The 16,644-nt window shown below is 71.7% G+C and carries 14 protein-coding genes and 1 pseudogene; 8 read left to right on the top strand and 7 right to left on the bottom strand.

Annotation, left to right across the window (positions count from 1 at the left end):
* From GA0070216_RS08330 to GA0070216_RS08320, 3 genes are read left to right on the top strand one after another with little or no spacing between them, the layout of a single operon-like run.
* Positions 1-972, top strand: a complete 972-nt coding sequence (locus GA0070216_RS08330) for an ABC transporter permease (RefSeq protein ID WP_091241727.1) — start codon at positions 1-3, stop codon at positions 970-972.
* Positions 973-998: 26 nt separating this feature from the next.
* Entirely contained in the window at positions 999-2,027 is a 1,029-nt protein-coding gene (locus tag GA0070216_RS08325; protein ID WP_091241723.1) for an ABC transporter ATP-binding protein, read from the top strand.
* Entirely contained in the window at positions 2,020-3,033 is a 1,014-nt protein-coding gene (locus GA0070216_RS08320) for an ABC transporter ATP-binding protein (RefSeq protein ID WP_091241720.1), read from the top strand. Before GA0070216_RS08325 ends, GA0070216_RS08320 begins: the two co-directional genes overlap by 8 nt.
* Before the next feature lie 165 nt (positions 3,034-3,198).
* On the opposite strand, the gene GA0070216_RS08315 is transcribed toward GA0070216_RS08320, so the two are convergent.
* Both GA0070216_RS08315 and GA0070216_RS08310 read right to left on the bottom strand, forming a co-directional pair.
* A complete protein-coding gene (locus GA0070216_RS08315; protein WP_091241716.1) occupies positions 3,199-3,567 on the bottom strand; it encodes a chorismate mutase in 369 nt (122 codons plus the stop codon).
* A gap of 275 nt (positions 3,568-3,842) precedes the next feature.
* Complete coding sequence (locus tag GA0070216_RS08310) at positions 3,843-5,693, bottom strand: bifunctional metallophosphatase/5'-nucleotidase (RefSeq protein WP_091241712.1); 1,851 nt, start codon at positions 5,691-5,693, stop codon at positions 3,843-3,845.
* A 281-nt stretch (positions 5,694-5,974) separates the two neighbouring features.
* Here GA0070216_RS08310 and pcrA point away from each other — a divergent pair, with 281 nt between their 5' ends.
* On the top strand, positions 5,975-8,377 hold the full coding sequence (pcrA, locus tag GA0070216_RS08305; protein ID WP_091241709.1) for a DNA helicase PcrA: 2,403 nt from the start codon (positions 5,975-5,977) through the stop codon (positions 8,375-8,377).
* Positions 8,378-8,435: 58 nt separating this feature from the next.
* On the opposite strand, the gene GA0070216_RS08300 is transcribed toward pcrA, so the two are convergent.
* Both GA0070216_RS08300 and GA0070216_RS08295 read right to left on the bottom strand, forming a co-directional pair.
* Positions 8,436-9,284: a M23 family metallopeptidase gene (locus GA0070216_RS08300; protein WP_091241706.1), complete on the bottom strand. Its 849-nt coding sequence runs from the start codon at positions 9,282-9,284 to the stop codon at positions 8,436-8,438.
* Between the two features lie 264 nt (positions 9,285-9,548).
* A complete protein-coding gene (locus GA0070216_RS08295) occupies positions 9,549-10,265 on the bottom strand; it encodes a M23 family metallopeptidase (protein WP_091241703.1) in 717 nt (238 codons plus the stop codon).
* Between the two features lie 385 nt (positions 10,266-10,650).
* Between GA0070216_RS08295 and icmB the strand changes: the two genes are divergently transcribed.
* From icmB to sucD, 3 genes are all read left to right on the top strand, one after another.
* Complete coding sequence (gene icmB / locus GA0070216_RS08290; protein WP_091241700.1) at positions 10,651-11,055, top strand: coenzyme B12-dependent isobutyryl CoA mutase small subunit; 405 nt, start codon at positions 10,651-10,653, stop codon at positions 11,053-11,055.
* A 597-nt stretch (positions 11,056-11,652) separates the two neighbouring features.
* On the top strand, positions 11,653-12,831 hold the full coding sequence (sucC, locus tag GA0070216_RS08285; RefSeq protein ID WP_091241696.1) for an ADP-forming succinate--CoA ligase subunit beta: 1,179 nt from the start codon (positions 11,653-11,655) through the stop codon (positions 12,829-12,831).
* A 2-nt stretch (positions 12,832-12,833) separates the two neighbouring features.
* Positions 12,834-13,721, top strand: coding sequence for a succinate--CoA ligase subunit alpha (sucD, locus tag GA0070216_RS08280; RefSeq protein WP_091241693.1), 888 nt, complete (start codon positions 12,834-12,836; stop codon positions 13,719-13,721).
* Positions 13,722-13,790: 69 nt separating this feature from the next.
* Here the strand turns inward: sucD and GA0070216_RS08275 are convergent, their stop codons facing one another.
* A complete protein-coding gene (locus GA0070216_RS08275) occupies positions 13,791-14,057 on the bottom strand; it encodes a hypothetical protein (protein ID WP_091241689.1) in 267 nt (88 codons plus the stop codon).
* 156 nt (positions 14,058-14,213) lie between these two features.
* On the opposite strand from GA0070216_RS08275, the pseudogene GA0070216_RS08270 reads away from it, so the two are divergent.
* Positions 14,214-15,488, top strand: a pseudogene (locus GA0070216_RS08270) (cell division protein PerM); the annotation flags it as partial.
* A gap of 216 nt (positions 15,489-15,704) precedes the next feature.
* Here the strand turns inward: GA0070216_RS08270 and GA0070216_RS08265 are convergent.
* Together GA0070216_RS08265 and GA0070216_RS08260 are read right to left on the bottom strand one after the other, a co-directional pair.
* Positions 15,705-16,310: a DUF4190 domain-containing protein gene (locus GA0070216_RS08265; RefSeq protein ID WP_091241687.1), complete on the bottom strand. Its 606-nt coding sequence runs from the start codon at positions 16,308-16,310 to the stop codon at positions 15,705-15,707.
* A gap of 26 nt (positions 16,311-16,336) precedes the next feature.
* Positions 16,337-16,636, bottom strand: coding sequence for a CD225/dispanin family protein (locus GA0070216_RS08260; RefSeq protein ID WP_091241683.1), 300 nt, complete (start codon positions 16,634-16,636; stop codon positions 16,337-16,339).
* Positions 16,637-16,644 lie beyond the last annotated feature (8 nt).

The following is a 16,644-nucleotide window of genomic DNA, read 5'->3' as shown; positions in this document are numbered from 1 at the left end:
ATGAGCGACCCGAGTGCCGCTTCGATCGTGAGCACGCCCCGTCCCGAGCAGTTGACCGAGGCAAGCTCTCCGGCCACCGCCGGACCCGTCGGCAAGAAGGAGAAGCCGCGCAGCCTGCTCGGCGACGCCTGGCTCGACCTGCGGCGCAAGCCGCTGTTCTGGATCTCCGCCACGTTCATTCTGCTCTTCGTGGTGATGGCCGCCTTCCCGTCGCTGTTCACCTCCGGCGACCCGACCGCCACCTCGCTCTCCCGCAGCCGGGTCGAGCCCTCCGGCGATGCGTGGTTCGGCTACGACGTGCTCGGGCGGGACGTCTACGCCCGGACCATCTACGGCGCCCGCGCCTCGATCGTCGTGTCGTTGCTCTCCGTGATCGGCACGATGCTGATCGGCGGGACGATGGGCATCATCGCCGGCTACAAGGGTGGTTGGGTCGACGGCCTGCTCTCCCGGATCGCCGACATCTTCTTCGGCCTGCCGTTCGTGCTCGGCGCGATCGTCATCCTGACCACGTTCAACGGCGCCACCTCGAACAACACGGCGTGGCAGATCATGGGTCTGGTCATCGCGTCGCTGGTGGTGCTGAGCTGGCCGGTCGTGATGCGGCTGATGCGGTCCTCGGTGCTGGCCACCAAGGAGGCCGACTACATCGTGGCCGCCCGGGCGATGGGTGCGAGCACCACTCGGATCATCTTCAAGCACCTGCTGCCGAACTGCCTGGCGCCGCTGCTGGTCTACGGGACGATCATGATCGGTTCCTTCATCGGCGCGGAGGCCACCCTGTCCTTCCTGGGGATCGGCCTGAAGAGTCCGGTGGTCTCCTGGGGCATCATGATCAACGAGGCGCAGAACTACCTACGGCCCTCGCCGTACCTGCTCTTCTTCCCCTCCGCGTTCCTCGTCACCGCCGTGCTGAGCTTCGTCATGCTCGGCGAGGCGGTCCGCGAGGCCCTCGACCCGAAGCTCCGATAGGGGAGACTGAGTTGTCCGACATTCTCGTGTCCGAGCAGTCCGCGCCCGGCGCCGACGGATCCGGCCGCCCCTCCGGTCGGCTGCTCGAGGTCGACGACCTGCGGGTGGAGTTCCGCACCCGGGACGGCGTCGCCAAGGTCATCAACGGAGTGACATACCACGTCGACGCGGGGGAGACCCTCGCCGTGCTCGGCGAGTCCGGCTCCGGCAAGAGCGTCACCGCGCAGACCATCATGGGCATCCTGGACATGCCCCCCGGCTTCGTCACCGGGGGCCGGGTCCGCTTCCACGGCAAGGACATGCTCACCATGTCCGCCGAGGAGCGCCGCCGCATCCGCGGCGAGGGCATCGCGATGATCTTCCAGGACTCGCTCTCCGCGCTGAACCCGGTCTTCACCGTCGGGTTCCAGATCGCCGAGCAGTTCCGGATCCGGCGTGGGATGAGCCGCTCGGACGCCAAGAAGCGCGCGATCGAGATGCTCGACCAGGTCAAGATCCCGAACGCCAAGGGCCGGTTCAGCAACTACCCGCACCAGTTCTCCGGCGGCATGCGGCAGCGCGCGATGATCGCGATGTCGCTGGCGTTGGACCCCGAGGTGCTGATCGCGGACGAGCCGACCACCGCGCTGGACGTGACCGTGCAGGCCCAGATCATGGACCTGCTCGGCGAACTCCAGCGGGAGCGCCGGATGGGCATGATCCTGATCACCCACGACCTCGGCGTGGTCGCCGACGTCGCGGACCGGATCGCGGTCATGTACGCCGGCCGGATCGTCGAGGAAGCCGACGTCTACGACCTGTACGCCAAGCCGGCGCACCCGTACACCCTCGGCCTGCTCAACTCGATTCCCCGGCTGGACGAGAGAGGGCAGCAGCTCCGCACGATCAAGGGTCTCCCGCCGAACCTGATGAACATCCCCCCGGGCTGCCCGTTCAACCCGCGTTGCCCGATGGCGCAGCCGGTGTGCCGGGAGACGATCCCCCCGCTGCTGCAGATCGGCACCGGTCGGGCCAGCGCCTGCCACTTCGCCGAGGAGCTGGTGAACCGTGACTGAGCACATCATCGAAGTCCGTGACCTGGTCAAGCACTACCCGGTCACCCGGGGCGTCGTGTTCAAGAAGACCATCGGTCAGGTCAAGGCCGTCGACGGCGTCTCGTTCGACCTGAGGGCCGGCGAGACGCTCGGTGTGGTCGGCGAGTCGGGCTGCGGCAAGTCGACGCTGAGCCGGGTCCTGATGAACCTGGAGAAGCCGACCGCCGGCACCGTGCACTACAAGGGCCAGGACATCTCCAAGCTCTCCGGCGGTGCGCTGCGTCGGCTGCGCCGGCAGATCCAGCTGGTGATGCAGGACCCGTACACCTCGCTCAACCCGAGGATGACGGTCGGTGACCTGATCGGTGAGCCGTTCGAGATCCACCCGGAGGTGGCGCCGAAGGGCAGCCGCCGGGACAAGGTCAAGGAACTGCTCGACCTGGTGGGCCTCAACCCGGAGCACATCAACCGGTACCCGCACCAGTTCTCCGGCGGCCAGCGGCAGCGCATCGGCATCGCCCGGGCGCTCGCCCTGCGTCCCGAGGTGATCGTCTGTGACGAGCCGGTCTCCGCCCTGGACGTCTCGATCCAGGCGCAGGTGATGAACCTGCTGGAGAAGCTCCAGAACGAGCTGGGCCTGTCGTACGTCTTCATCGCCCACGACCTGTCGGTGGTGCGGCACCTCTCCGACCGGGTCGCGGTGATGTACCTCGGCAAGATCGTGGAGATCGGCACCGAGGACGAGATCTACGAGCGGCCGACCCACCCGTACACTCAGGCGCTGCTGTCGGCGGTGCCGGTGCCGGACCCGACGCTGCGCGACAACAAGGCGATCATCCGGCTCACCGGTGACGTGCCGTCGCCGATCAGCCCGCCGTCGGGCTGCCGGTTCCGCACCCGGTGCTGGAAGGCGCAGGACGTCTGCGCCGAGCAGCCGCCGCTGCTGGAGATCCGGTCGGGCTCGGACCACCCGAGCGCCTGCCACTTCGCCGAGAAGCGGGAGATCGTCGCGACGCACGAGGCGTGAGCCACACCCGGGCCGCCTGCCACCGTCACCCGACGGCGGCAGGCGGTTCGTCGTTGCCCGGCCCGTGGTCCGTCATCTCCACGCCCGCACCCGGCGGTTCGCCGTTACAGCGGCCCGTACCGGGCGGTTCGCCGTTACAAGCGGCCCGTACCGGGCGGTTCGCCGTTACAGCGGTCCGCGCCCGGCCCGCAGCAGCAGCAGCGCCAGTTGGGTGCCGTCGGCCCCCAGTTCGCTGCGGAAGCGTTCCAGGATCTCCCGCTCCCGGGAGAGCACCAGCCGGGTGCCCCCGGAAGCCATCCGGGTCACCCCGACCTCCTGCGAGAGCGCGGCGCGTTCCTGCCAGAGCGCGATCAGCGTACGGTCGATCTCGTCGATCCGTTCCCTGATCGCCACGATCCGCTCGGCCGCCGCCGTGTCACCGGTGCCGGTACGGGCGGCAGCGGCACCGGTCGGGTCGGCCGCCGTGGGATCGGCCTCGGCCGGCTCGTCGTGCCGCGCGGGGCCACCGCTGGACTCCACCACGTCAGTCATCATCGTCGTACCCCTCGGGTCTCGGGCCCGGTGTTCGGATCCCGGGACGAAAAAGCCCCGGGCTCTCCGAGCCCGGGGCTTTCGTAGGTCCTGTCGATCAGGCGCGACCCACGGCTGCCGGACTCCCGGTGCCGTAGTAAAAGTAGGACCGCCGCTCGATCACGTCGTCGAGTATGCCGACCGGAAGCCGGTCCGCGCAAGCAGTCCCTGGCCACCGGGTCGGGCGGGGCCCCTTCCGGTCGGCACGTCCGCGCCGACCCGGGAGCCCCGCCCGCCGGTCAGCCGAGGCGGGTGATGCGGTCCGCCGCCGTGGGAGCGACGGCCTCCCCGGCACCCAGGTACGCCACCAGGGCGTCCACGTCGAAGCCGGGGGCCGTGGTCCGGCCGGCGCCGCCCGCCAGCTCGGTGAACCCGTCCCCGCCGTTGGCGAGGAAGTCGTTCGTGGTGACCCGGTAGCTGGCCGCCGGATCGATCGGGGTGCCGTTCAGGGCCAGCGCGCTGACCCGCGAACCGGCCGCCGCGGTGCTGTCGTACGAGTAGGTCAGCCCGGCGGACGGCTGGAGGATGCGCTGGGTGGTCTGCCCGTTGAAGCCGACGAACTGCTGCTCCAGCACGTTCTTGAGCTGTGCGCCGGTGAACGTCTGGGTGACCACCAGGTTGTTGAACGGCTGCACCGTGAACGCCTCGCCGTAGGTCACCTCGCCCGGCGCCTCACCACCGGTCGACGCCGCGTACGACAGGGAGGCCCGGACGCCGCCCGGGTTCATCAGCGCGAGCTGCGCCCCGTCGCCCTTCGTGTACGCCAGCTGCGCGTCGGCGATCACGTCACCCATCGGGCTCTCCCCGTTGGGCCGGGCGTCCCGGACGATGTCCGCGCTGATCTTGCCGACCACCCGGTTGGCGATCGGGGCGACGGCGGTGCGGTACTTGTCGGCCAGCGCCTTCGCACCCGCGTCGACCAGCGCCGGGTTCTTGGCGAACACCCCACCGGTCTGCTGCCAGCTGCCGTCGGCGTTGCGCACGCCGTTCTCCACGATCACGTTCTTCGCGGTGATGCCGGTGAACCGGCCGGAGCGGCGGTCCAACGAGTAGTCGATGTCGGTGACCAGTTGGCCGTTGTTGCCGGCGCTGGTGACCACGCTCGGCTTGCCCGAGGAGTTCGGCAGCGAGCAGGAGTAGAAGCGGTGGGTGTGCCCGGAGACCACGACGCCGAACTCCGGCCGCAGGCCCTTGACGATGTCGACGATCGGGCCGGAGAAGTTGGCGCAGTCGGAGACGCCCGGGGTGGCCGGCGGCGCGGACTGCGCGCCACCCTCGTGCACCAGCAGGACCATCGCCTTGACACCGAAGAGCTTGAGCACGCCGCCCCACTTGTTGGCGGTCTGCACCTCGTCGGCGAAGGTGACGTCCTTGATGCCGGCGGGGTTGACGATGCCCGGGGTGCCCTCCAGGGTGACCCCGACGAAGCCGACCGGCACGCCGCCGACGAACTTCACGTCGACCGGAGGCAGGATCGGCAGCTTGGTCTTCTTGTTGATGGTGTTGGCGGCGAGGTAGGTGAACTTCGCGCCGGCGAAACCGTCGCCGTCCTGGCAGCCGTCGACCGGGTGGCAGCCGCCCTTGTTGATCCGGAGCAGCTCCTTGACGCCCTCGTCGAACTCGTGGTTGCCGACCGAGCTGACGTCCAGGCCGATCTGGTTCATCAGCTCGATGGTGGGCTCGTCGTGGAAGGCGGCACTGACCAGCGGGGTGGCCCCGATCAGGTCGCCGGCGCCGACCGTGGTGGTGACCCGACCCTCGGTCCTCGCCTCGGCACGCAGCTTCTTCAGCCAGGTGGCCAGGTATTCGACCCCGCCCGCCGGGGTGCCGTTGACGGTGGCGCCGCTGCCGCCGGGCGGGTCGATCGCGCCGTGGAAGTCGTTGTAGCTCAGGAACTGGCCCTTGACCTCGCCGCCCGTCTTGGTGGCGTACGAGACGGCGACCGGGGCGAGGCCGGCCCCGGGGGTGGCGTCGGCCGGCGGCGTGGTGGTGCGGCCGGTGATGGGCAGGCTGGCCACGACGGCCAGGGCGAGAGCCGGCGCGGCGAGGTGACGCAGCACGGCCCGACCGCGCGAGCGCGGTTGACTCATGGTTGTTCTCCCAGGTTGTCTACGGGGGAGCAGGCGGGGATTTCCCGGGTCATCGTCGCGCCTTGGGGACGAAGATGCCAGTGGGGCCACCGTGACAGGTTCGTCTCAGTCCCGGCCCCGCCGCATCCGGGCCCGGGACGTTCCCCGCGCCGCCCGGCCGACGCCAGCCGCGCCGCCCGGTGACGGGGACGGGACGCCGAGTGGCGGTGGTGGGTGCTCGCCGCCCCGCCGGGCGTGCGCGGGCGGGAAGTGTCCGGCCGTCGGCATAGACTCGCCGTGCGATGCATCCTCTCTTCGACATCCCCGCGTCCCCGCCCGCGCCCGAGCCCGCGTCGGTTTCCCCACGCCGGCCCGGCCCCGCCCACCGCCTGGACCCGCAGGCCCTGGTGGAGGGCCTGAACAGCCCTCAGCGGGACGCCGTCACCCACTCGGGCTCACCGCTGCTGATCGTGGCCGGGGCCGGTTCCGGCAAGACCCGGGTGCTCACCCACCGGATCGCCTATCTGCTCGCCGCGCGGGACGTCCACCCCGGCGAGATCATCGCGATCACCTTCACCAACAAGGCCGCCGGTGAGATGAAGGAGCGGGTGGCCCACCTGGTCGGGCCGCGTGCCCGGCTGATGTGGGTGTCGACGTTCCACTCCGCCTGCGTCCGCATCCTGCGGGCGGAGCACGAGCACACCGGCCTGAAGTCGACCTTCTCCATCTATGACGCCGACGACTCCCGCCGGCTGATGCAGTTGGTCGCCCGGGAGCTGGATCTCGACCCGAAGCGCTACCCGGCCCGGGGGCTGGCCGCCCAGGTGTCCAACCTGAAGAACGAGCTGACCGACCCGGAGACCTTCGCCGCCGGGGCGAAGGGGCCCAACGAGCGGGCCCTGGCCGAGGCGTACACGCTCTACCAGCGGCGGCTGCGGGAGGCGCACGCGCTGGACTTCGACGATCTGATCATGACGACGGTGCACCTGCTCCAGTCGCACCCGCACGTCGCGGAGAGCTACCGTCGGCGGTTCCGGCACGTCCTGGTCGACGAGTACCAGGACACCAACCACGCGCAGTACACCCTGATCAAGGAGCTGGTCGCCGGCACCGAGGGGATCGCGCCGGCCGAGCTGTGCGTGGTCGGCGACGCCGACCAGTCGATCTACGCGTTCCGGGGTGCGACGATCCGCAACATCCTGGAGTTCGAGCGGGACTTCACCGACGCCCGGACGATCCTGCTGGAGCAGAACTACCGCTCCACCCAGACCATCCTCAACGCGGCCAACGCGGTGATCGACCGGAACACCTCCCGCAAGCCGAAGCGGCTGTGGAGCGACGCCGGGGCGGGCGAGCAGATCGTCGGCTACGTCGCCGACACCGAACACGCCGAGGCCGACTGGGTGGGCCGGGAGGTCGACCGGCTGGTCGACGCGGGGGAGATCCGCCCCGCCGACGTCGCCGTCTTCTACCGCACCAACGCCCAGTCCCGGGTGTTCGAGGAGGTGTTCATCCGGGTCGGCCTGCCCTACAAGGTGGTCGGCGGGGTGCGCTTCTACGAGCGCAAGGAGGTCCGCGACGCGCTGGCCTACCTGCGCGCGGTGGTCAACGACGACGACACGGTCAGCCTCCGCCGGGTGCTGAACACCCCGCGCCGGGGCATCGGCGACCGCGCCGAGGCGTGCGTCGAGGCGCTCTCCAGCCGGGACCGGATCTCCTTCGGGGCGGCGTTGCGCCGGGCCAGGGACGCGCCGGGCATCTCCACCCGGGCCGCCAACTCCATCGGTGAGTTCGTCGCGCTGCTCGACGGCGCCCGCGAACTGGCCGAGGAGGGCACCCCGGAGGAGGTGCTGGAGGCGCTGCTGACCCGGTCGGGCTATCTGACCGAGTTGGAGGAGAGCCTCGACCCGCAGGACGCCGGCCGGGTCGACAACCTCCAGGAGCTGGTCAGCGTCGCCCGGGAGTACACCGAGCGGATCGAGGCGCTGGGCGAGGACGGCGAGCGGGCCACCCTGGCCGGCTTCCTGGAGCAGGTGGCGCTGGTCGCCGACGCCGACCAGATCCCCTCCGACGACCCGGACCACCAGGGTGTGGTCACCCTGATGACCCTGCACACCGCCAAGGGCCTGGAGTTCCCGGTGGTCTTCCTGACCGGCCTGGAGGACGGCGTCTTCCCCCACCTCCGCTCACTCGGCGACACCCGTGAGCTGGAGGAGGAGCGCCGGCTGGCCTACGTGGGCATCACCCGGGCCCGGCAACGGCTCTACCTGTCCCGGGCGGTGACCCGTTCGGCCTGGGGGCAGCCGTCCTACAACCCGCCGTCGCGGTTCCTGGAGGAGCTGCCGCCGGAGCTGGTCCGCTGGGAGCGCACCGAGGGGACGTACACCTCGTGGGCCGGCGGCGGCGGTGGCGTCGGGGGTCGCGCGGACCGCGTGCCCGGCGGGCGCGGCGGTTTCACCGGGGGTACGCCGAAGGCGGCGGAGCTGGCGAAGCGGCTCGGGGTGGACGCCAGCCGGTTGGCCACCGCCAGCGAGCTGCCCCAGGGGCCGAAGGTGTCGGCCGGCGACCGGGTCAACCACCAGCGGTACGGGTTGGGTCGGGTGCTCGCGGTGGAGGGGCACGGGCCGAGCGCCCGCGCGCAGATCGACTTCGGCGACCAGACCATGTGGCTGGTGCTGCGGCACGCCCCGCTCGACAAGCTCTGACCGGCGGCGAAGGGCCCGGTCCGGCGTGGTGCCGGGCCGGGCCCTTCGCCGCCGCGGCTCAGCAGGCCACGTCGATGCCCCGGGCCCGCAGGAACGGCGCCGGGTCGATCTGGTTCCACATCTGCCCCTGGTGCACCTCGAAGTGCAGATGAGGGCCGGTGGAGTCGCCGGTGGAGCCCTCGTAGCCGATCACCTGGCCGACGCCGACCCGGTCGCCCTCGGAGACCTTCAGGCTGCTCTGGTGGGCGTAGTGGGTCAGGTAGCCGTTGCCGTGGTCGATGAAGACCGAGGTGCCGTAGCCGTCACCGACATCGCCGGCCTTGACCACGGTGCCGGCCGCGGCGGCGTGGATCGGGGTGCCGGCCGGCAGGGCGAAGTCGATGCCGGCGTGCAGGGCGCCCCCTCGCTGCCCGTAGCAGGAGGTGATCTCGGCCCCCGCCATGGGGATCACCCAGGACGGCTTCGGCTTCGGCTTGGGACTGGTCGTCTTCTTGGCGACGGCCTTCGGCTTCACGGTGACCTTCGGCGTGGCCGCAGCCTTCTTCGTCGGCGCGACCGTCGGGGTGGGGCTGGCACTGGTGGCGGTGGGCACGGCGGTGGGGCTGGTCGGGGCGGTCGACTCCCGGGCGGACCGGTCGGCGCGGTCGGCTGCCTCGGCGCGGGCCCGGGCGTCGAGCGCGACGGCGGCCGGCTCGGGGGCGTCGTCCCGGTCGAGGGCGATCGTGGCGGCTCCGGCCAGGCCGAGGCCGACCAGCGCGACAGCGCCGACGGCGAGGGCGCGTGCGCCGCGTGGGTGCCGCCGCCGGTGCCGGGTCACGGCGGCGGAGATCCGCGCGTTGCGGCTGGTACGGGTGGTGCTGTCGTTCCGGGGGGTGCTGTCGTCCCGGCGGTCGTTGTCTTCCTGCACGGCGGACCTTCACACACTCAGGGGATGCGGACCGGACCATCCTGGGTGTCGAAGCGCGCCGGGGCGGGTGCCGGTACCGGCGGGTAGCCCGGGGTCTCCGGGAGAGCTGCCCGGCTATGTCCCGCGCGGGTGTCGTCTGACCCGTTGGCGGAACCCGACCGGCAGTGCCGTCGGTCACATTCCGGAGTGTGACGTAGCGGACTTGCCCACACACGAAACCGCCCGGATCCGCAGATCCGGGCGGTCAGCAGGCGTTACCCAGCGTCAGGAGGCGGCTTTCTCGGTGTAGTACGCCTCGACCTGTAGCTTGATGTCCACTCCGCGCTCCTGCAGCCACGGCACCGGGTCGAGGGGCTGGCCCTTGACATGGACCTCCAGGTGCAGGTGCGCGCCGTACGAGTGGCCGGTGTTGCCGACCAGGCCGAGCTGGTCGCCCGCCTTCACCTGCTGGCCCTCGTGCACGCTCACCGCGGAGGAGTGGCCGTAGATGGCCTCGCTGCCGTCGGTGTGCTGGACGATCACCGCGTAGCCGTAGCCGCCGAACCAGCCGGCCTTGGTGACCGTGCCGGAGTGGATGGCCACGTAGGGGGTGCCCTCCGGCGCGACCAGGTCGATGCCGGTGTGCAGCTTGCCCCAGCGCACGCCGTACGGGGAGTTGAAGTCGTAGCCCTGCATGGGCAGCAGCCACGGGTCCTGCTCGTCGACGCCCGCCGAGGTGTCCCGGGCGTTGTCCCGGGTGGCCCGGTCGGCGGCGTCGGCTCGCGCGGCGGCGTCCTGGCTGGTGATCGAGGCCTGCCGAAGCTCGTCGAGTACCGACGGGCTGACGCTCTTGGCGTCCGGCATCGCACCCGCGCCGAGCGCGACGATCCCGGCGCCGACGAACGCGGTGGTGACGACCGCCGCGTAGCGGCTCCGCGGGGGGGTGGGTACACGGCGACGGCCGCGATATCTATCGGGCTCAGACGACAGGCGCTGGCGCACGCACACCCTCCGTTGTCGGGGATCCGATGCCACCTCCGACCGTTCGGTGCAGCTGATCGAACGGTCGGAGATCGCGTCATCACCCGTCCGTGGACCTGATGACAACCGTGGACACGTTAGCCCCCCACCGCTCCGGTCACAAGCGCAAGCGCCGAACCGGCGATTCGTTCTGTCCCTTTCCGTCCATCATTGTCATAGCTCGGGACGCCGGACGGCTGTCCCCCTTCCTGCCCGTTCGTCGCGCACCGTGACCGTTCGGCGGAGGCGTCCGGCTTCCGGGTGGCCGGTCGGCACGGTAGGGGTCCGGCCCGGGTTCTCCACCCCTGGTCGGCCGGGTTACCGTTCGTTCAGCTGGTAGCCGCGGAGCCGTGAAGGGTGTGCGCTGATGAACTCTCGTATCCGGGTAGTCGTCGCGAAGCCGGGCCTCGACGGCCACGACCGGGGCGCGAAGGTGGTGGCGCGTGCGCTGCGTGACGCGGGCATGGAGGTCATCTACACCGGCCTGCACCAGACCCCGGAGCAGATCGTCGAGACCGCCATCCAGGAGGACGCCGACGCGGTCGGCCTGTCGGTGCTCTCCGGCGCGCACATGACGCTCTTCCGTCGGGTGCTGGAGCTGCTCGCCGCGCGGGACGCGCGGGACATCGTGGTCTTCGGCGGCGGCATCATCCCCGACGCCGACCTCCCCGAGCTGGTGGAGCTCGGCGTCAAGAAGATCTTCACGCCGGGCGCGACCACCCAGTCGATCGTGGAGTGGGTCCGGGCCAACGTGGCCCAGCCGGTCGGCTGACGGCCCCGGGTGCGCCGCACCCGAACGTGTGCCGACGGCGGTGTGCCGATCCCGGGACGCCGCCGTTTCGTCGTGCCCGACCCCGACGGTGCGGTCATCCGAACTACCGACGGTGGGTCATCCGGGACCGGGCGGTGGTGTCATCCGTCACGAGGGCGGGCAGCTCGCTCATCGCCCGGGCCCGTACGTCCCCGGCGGCAGGTCAGCCGAATCCGGGCAGGGTGAAGGGCCGGACGCACCCCTCACACGCCCGGCCCTTCTATGCACGATGCCCCGCCGCCACCCCTCGACCGACAGGGCATCGGCCGCTCCCGTCTTCGCGCTGTTCAGCGCTCCGACATCAGACTCAACGAGGCCCGTACGGTGGGGTTACGCGTTGCGCGGGACAACCTGTGGACCAACTTGTGTCACCGGCGAGTCGCCGACGGCGCGCTGTGCATTACCGCACACCGCGCACCCGCTCGGTTGCCGCCGGTGCCCACCTCGCTAGGCTGCGGCCAATGGCCTGTTTCAACTGATGGCAGGCGTCAACGGAGTTTCCACAAGGCTGGCGGCGGCGCGACGGCGCGCCGCGGAGACGGGACGGGACGCGCAATCGTGGACCTGTACGAGTACCAGGGGCGGGACCTGTTCGAGCGGCACGGCTTGCCCGTGCTCGCCGGCGGCGTCGCGACGACCCCGCAGGAGGCACGCGCGATCGCCGAACGCCTCGGCGGCCGGGTGGTCGTCAAGGCGCAGGTGAAGGTCGGTGGCCGTGGCAAGGCCGGCGGCGTCAAGCTGGCCGAGGGCGCCGACGAGACGGTGGCCAGGGCCACCGACATCCTCGGCATGGACATCAAGGGCCACACCGTCCACAAGGTCATGATCACGGTGACCGCGGACGTGGCCGAGGAGTACTACTTCTCCTACCTGCTCGACCGGGCGAACCGCACCTTCCTCTGCATCGCCAGCGTGGCCGGCGGCATGGACATCGAGCAGGTCGCCGCCGACACCCCCGACAAGGTGGTCAAGGCCCCGATCGACGCGGTCGAGGGCGTGGACGAGGCGAAGGCACGGGAAATCGTCGACCAGGCCGGTTTCCCGGCCGAGGTCGCCGACCAGGTCGTCGCGGTCGCGGTGGGGCTGTGGAAGGCGTTCGTCGCCGAGGACGCCACCCTGGTCGAGGTGAACCCGCTGGCCACCACGGGCGACGGCACGCTGCTGCTGCTCGACGCCAAGATCACGCTGGACGAGAACGCCGGCTTCCGGCACCCGGACCACGAGGCCCTGGTCGACCAGGCCGCGGTGGACCCGCTGGAGCAGGCTGCCAAGGAGAAGGACCTCAACTACGTCAAGCTCGACGGCGAGGTCGGCATCATCGGCAACGGCGCGGGCCTGGTCATGTCCACCCTCGACGTGGTGGCCTACGCGGGCGAGCGGCACGGCAACGTCAAGCCGGCCAACTTCCTCGACATCGGCGGTGGCGCGAGCGCCGCGGTGATGGCCAACGGCCTGGAGATCGTGCTCTCCGACCCGTCGGTGCGCAGCGTCTTCGTCAACGTCTTCGGCGGCATCACCGCCTGCGACGAGGTCGCCAACGGCATCATCCAGGCGCTGGCCCTGCTGGAGGAGCGCGGCGAGAAGGTCACCAAGCCGCTCGTCGTCCGGCTCGACGGCAACAACGCGGAGGCCGGTCGGGCGATCCTCGACGGCGCCGGGAACCCGCTCGTGCAGCGGGTCGACACCATGGACGGCGCGGCCGAGCGGGCCGCCGAGCTGGCAGCTGCGGGGGTCTGACGATGGCGATCTGGCTGACCAAGGAATCCAAGGTCATCGTGCAGGGGATGACCGGGTCCGAGGGTTCCAAGCACACCCGGCGGATGCTCGCCGCGGGCACCACCGTCGTCGGCGGGGTGAACCCGCGCAAGGCCGGCACCACCGTCGACTTCGACGGCACCGAGCTGCCGGTCTTCGCCTCCGTCGCGGACGCGATGCGGGACACCGGCGCGGACGTCACGGTGATCTTCGTACCGCCGCAGTTCACCAAGGGCGCGGTGATCGAGGCGATCGACGCGCAGATCCCGCTCGCCGTGGTGATCACCGAGGGCGTGCCGGTGCACGACACCGCGTCGTTCTGGGCGTACAACGTGGCCAAGGGCGAGCAGACCCGGATCATCGGGCCGAACTGCCCCGGCATCGCCTCGCCGGGCGCGTCCAACGCCGGCATCATCCCGGCCGACATCACCGGCTCCGGCCGGATCGGCCTGGTCAGCAAGAGCGGCACGCTGACCTACCAGATGATGTACGAGCTGCGCGACATCGGCTTCTCCACCTGCGTCGGCATCGGTGGCGACCCGATCATCGGGACCACCCACATCGACGCGCTCGCCGCGTTCGAGGCAGACCCGGAGACCGACGCGATCGTGATGATCGGCGAGATCGGCGGCGACGCCGAGGAGCGGGCCGCCGACTTCATCAAGGGCAACGTCACCAAGCCGGTGGTCGGCTACATCGCCGGCTTCACCGCGCCCCCCGGCAAGACCATGGGGCACGCCGGCGCGATCATCTCCGGCTCGGCGGGCACCGCCGAGGCCAAGCAGCAGGCGCTGGAGGCGGTCGGCGTCAAGGTCGGCAAGACCCCGACCGAGACCGCCGAGCTGATGCGGGAGCTGATGTCCGGCCGCTGAGCCGCCGGTGGCACCACCCGAGTCAACGACGCCACCACCGTGGGGGTCGGCCGGAGACGGCCGGCCCCCTCAGTTGTTGTTCCAGAGCGGGTACGTCCCGTTGGCCCGCCAGATCGCGGTACCGATGATGTTGATCACGCCGAACGCGATGGCCAGGTAACCGAGGACCGGCGACTGGCCGTACCGCTTGGCGTCCCGGATCGACAGATAGCCGAAGACGATGCCCAGGATGCCGCAGCAGATCAGACCGAGGACGATGCCGAGCACCCCCCAGAGCGTGGTGCGGTCCCGCCCGGCCGCGGACGGCGGCGGGGGCGGTGGGTACGGAGCGTTCACGGCTTCCTCCGGGCGATCGGTGCCGCGACTTCGGTCGCGTCCCTGCGCCGAGGCTAGACCGGATCGGCACCCGAGGACGGTGGATCACGGAACTCGCCGGAAACGGGCGGCCCCGACGGGCAGCCACCACCGGCGCGGCGTGCCACAGTAGAGCCGATGTCCTCGATCACCCCTGATCAGCCCCGCCGTCCCAGCGGTGTCCGCGCCGGCGGCCGGCCGCCGGGCCGGGCCGGCGGCGCCCGGGTGCCCGCACCCCGTCGACCCGAGCGGTCCGGACGCTCCCGGGCGCCACTGCCGGTCGCCGCCGGGGTGGCCGCCGCCGGTGCCGCCGTCACCTCGTACCTGCCGGTGGCGGTGGTGCTCGGGTTGGCCCAGTTCAGCGAGGACGCCGGCTCGGTGGTCGGTGCGCTGCGCGCCGGGCTCGCCGGTTGGCTGCTCGGCCACGGGGTGCCGCTGCAGACCACCGCCGGCCCGCTCGGCCTCGTCCCGCTGGCGCTCTCCGCGTTCGCGTTCTGGCGGCTGAGCCGGGCCGGGGTGCACACCAGCCGGGCGGTCGGCGCGCGCGGCGGCCGGTCACCGCGGCAGGCGGCCACCGTCGCCGTTGCGGTCGGCATCGGGTACGCCCTGTTCGGCGTCCTGGCCGCGCTGCTGGTCGACAGCGCCGGCCTGCGGGTCTCCCCGGTCCGCTCCGGGCTGACCCTGCTGCTCTTCGGCACGTTGACGGCCCTGGTCGGCGCGGCCCGCACCACCGGTGTGGCCGGCCTGCTCGCCGAGCGCGCGCCGACGGTGCTGCGCGACGGCGTCCGCACCGGACTGGTCGCCGGTCTGCTGCTGCTCGGGGCGGGCGCCGGGGCGGCCGGCCTGGCGGTGGCGACCGGCGGGGGAGACGCCGCCGACCTGATCGGGGCCTACCGGACCGGGGTGGCCGGTCAGGCCGGCATCACCCTGGTCAGCCTGGCCTACGCGCCGAACGCCACCGTCTGGTCCACCGCCTACCTGCTCGGCCCCGGGTTCGCCGTCGGCACCGGCACGGCGGTGCGGCTCAGTGAGGTCTCCGTCGGGTCGCTGCCGGCCGTACCGTTGCTCGCCGGCCTGCCCAGCGGCCCGGTCGACGGGATCGGCGCGGCCCTGCTGGCGGTGCCGGTGCTGGCCGGCATGACGGCGGGCTGGCTGCTCGGCCGCCGGCTGCTCCGCCCGGACCCCGACGGCCGGGCCGTCGCGGACTGGCCGGCGCTGCTCGTCCCGGCGGCGCTCGCCGGGCCGGTGGCCGGCCTGGCCGTCGGGCTCGTCGCGGCGGCCTCCGGTGGTCCGCTCGGTGGCGGCCGGCTGGCCGAGATCGGCCCGGTGCCCTGGCAGGTGGCGGCGGTGGCGACCGGGGTGGTCGCGGTCGGCGCGCTGCTCGGGGCCGCCGCCGCCAAGGTGCTCGACCGCCCGTCGGCCGCCCCCCGCCCGGCTACCCGGCCGCGGCCGTCCGCCGGTCGGCCCCGGGTGGCCCTGGACCGGCCCGGTTCGGCCGAGGGCCGGCCGCATCCGACCCGGGACCGACCCCGGTCGTCCGAGGACCGCCCGCACCGCCCGGTGCCCGACTGAGCAGGTGCCGAGGGGCGCCCCGGACGGTGCCGGGACGCCCCTCGATGTCGCGCCCGGTCAGGGCGAGGTGGGCAGCGTGAAGCTGCCGATGAGGTTGAGAAGCATCAGCAGGATGCCGAGCCCGATGGCGATCGCGCCGCAGATCAGGCCGGCCTTGGCCTGGCCGGCGTTGCTGGCCAGCCCCTGGGCCGCCTTCTGCATGCCCAGCCAACCGGTGATCACTGCGCCGATGCCGAGCGGGATGCCCAGAAAGAGGCAGCAGAGCAGGGGAAGCGACGCGATGCCGAGGATCAGCGACACCAGGCCGAGGGTGTTCTGCTGCCCCTGCAGCGCCGGGTAGCCGGCCCCCGGGTACGAGGAAGCCGCCGCGCCGTACGGCTGCTGCCCGAAGGGGTCCTTGTGGACGGGCTGGCCGTACGGGTCCTGCTGGAGGGGTTGGCCGTACGGGTCGTGCGGCTGTTGCCCGTACTGCGGCTGTTGCCCGTACTGCGGCTGCTGCCCGTACTGTGGCTGCTCGCCGTACGGTGCCGCCGGCTGCTGGCCGTACGGTGCCTGCGGCGCGGCGTACGGGTCCTGCGGCTGGCCCGACACGGGCTGCTGCCCGTACGGGTCGTGCGGGGGCTGCTGGCCGTACGGGTCCTGGCCGGGGTCTCCGGGCTGCATCTCGGGTGCTCCTCAGTCGTGGTCCGTCAGTAGCTGCTCGTGCTGGTGTTGCCGCCGATCGCACCCATCAGACCACCGAAGATGCAGCAGAGCAGCACGATGACGAGCCAGACGGCACCGATGATGAAGGCCAGCTTCGACCACTTCTTGGACTCCCGGGCGGCGGCCTCGGCGCCCGCGTAGTCGCCCTGCTGGAGCAGCGGGTTGACCTTCGAGGCGTTGATGATGGCGGGGATCGCCAGCGGCCAGAAGAAGAAGATGGCCACGATTGACGGGGTCATGTTGTTGTTGATCGGCTGCTGCGGGTGGGGGTAGCCGGGCTGCATCGTGGTGC

Source organism: Micromonospora matsumotoense, assembly GCF_900091525.1.
Taxonomy (GTDB): domain Bacteria; phylum Actinomycetota; class Actinomycetes; order Mycobacteriales; family Micromonosporaceae; genus Micromonospora; species Micromonospora matsumotoensis.
Note: the sequence above shows the minus strand (reverse complement) of the source record. Positions and strands in the feature narration are given on the sequence as shown.

What these genes read in the sequence shown, in the direction of transcription:
- pcrA (WP_091241709.1), top strand. Translation starts at nt 5,975, where the DNA reads ATGCATCCTCTCTTCGACATCCCCGCGTCCCCGCCCGCGCCCGAGCCC.
- GA0070216_RS08265 (WP_091241687.1), bottom strand. Translation starts at nt 16,310, where the DNA reads ATGCAGCCCGGAGACCCCGGCCAGGACCCGTACGGCCAGCAGCCCCCG.
- GA0070216_RS08315 (WP_091241716.1), bottom strand. Translation starts at nt 3,567, where the DNA reads ATGATGACTGACGTGGTGGAGTCCAGCGGTGGCCCCGCGCGGCACGAC.
- icmB (WP_091241700.1), top strand. Translation starts at nt 10,651, where the DNA reads ATGAACTCTCGTATCCGGGTAGTCGTCGCGAAGCCGGGCCTCGACGGC.
- GA0070216_RS08260 (WP_091241683.1), bottom strand. Translation starts at nt 16,636, where the DNA reads ATGCAGCCCGGCTACCCCCACCCGCAGCAGCCGATCAACAACAACATG.
- GA0070216_RS08330 (WP_091241727.1), top strand. Translation starts at nt 1, where the DNA reads ATGAGCGACCCGAGTGCCGCTTCGATCGTGAGCACGCCCCGTCCCGAG.
- GA0070216_RS08310 (WP_091241712.1), bottom strand. Translation starts at nt 5,693, where the DNA reads ATGAGTCAACCGCGCTCGCGCGGTCGGGCCGTGCTGCGTCACCTCGCC.
- sucD (WP_091241693.1), top strand. Translation starts at nt 12,834, where the DNA reads ATGGCGATCTGGCTGACCAAGGAATCCAAGGTCATCGTGCAGGGGATG.